Origin of the sequence: Dietzia papillomatosis NBRC 105045 (genome assembly GCF_001570845.1) — a bacterium.
GTDB lineage: Bacteria > Actinomycetota > Actinomycetes > Mycobacteriales > Mycobacteriaceae > Dietzia > Dietzia cinnamea.
In genome coordinates, this window is record NZ_BCSL01000122.1 from 1 (window position 1) to 844 (window position 844).

The window sequence follows — 844 nt, forward strand, 5'->3', positions numbered from 1 at the left end:
CGCTTCCGGATTTAGAGTGCGTTGATCTGGTTCTGGAGCTGTCCGGAGTGGATGAGTGATCGCAAGATGTAGTGCTTGAGGTTCCGGAAGCCGAGGGCGATTCCGCGGAGGTGCTCGAGGCGTCCGTTGATGGCCTCGACCGGCCCGTTGGAAGCGCCCACGTCGAAGTAGGCCAGGATCTCTCGGTGCCGCTTCCACAGGGACCGGCCGAGCTGCGCCAACTCGGTGAGGTGCTTCGGCACGCCAGTCCGGATGGACTTGAGGAGCTTGTACATCGCGATCTTTCCGTCCCTTCGCCGCGGCTGCTCGTAGGCGTTGATCAGCCCCTGGTAGACGCGGTAGGTGACCTCCACCGCGACGTGGGCGTCGTGGGCGACGAACGCCTTGAACAGGCGAGCTTTCTGCTTGTCGGTGAGCAGCTCAGCGCGGGTGCGCAGGATGCGGCGGATCCCGTACAGGGGGTCGCCGGTGCGGCCCCGATGTCCGGTGGTGGTCTGCTGTATTCGTTGTCGGCACACGGTGAGCTTGTCGGCGGCCAGATGGACGACGTGGAACGGGTCCATCACCGTCCGTGCCTCGGGGACGGCTTTGGCGGCGGCGGTGTGGTATCCGGCGAACCCGTCCATCGTCACCACCTTGACGCGGTCTCGAAACATTTGGTCACGGGCATCGAGCCACTCGGTGAGCACCTTCGCTGAACGGCCCGGGACCATGTCCAGCAGCCGAGACGGGCCGGCGCCGTCCACGACCGGTGTGAGGTCGACCAGCACGGTGACGAACGAAGAGGAACCGTCGCCGCGCACGTGCTTGAAACTTGTGCTCATCGACCCCGAGAACGCGGACG

1 pseudogene is annotated in these 844 nt (G+C 65.2%); it reads right to left on the bottom strand.

Annotated features, from left to right (window positions below):
- Window positions 1-11 precede the first annotated feature (11 nt).
- A pseudogene (locus DPA01S_RS16100) lies at window positions 12-844 on the bottom strand (ISL3 family transposase); the annotation flags it as partial.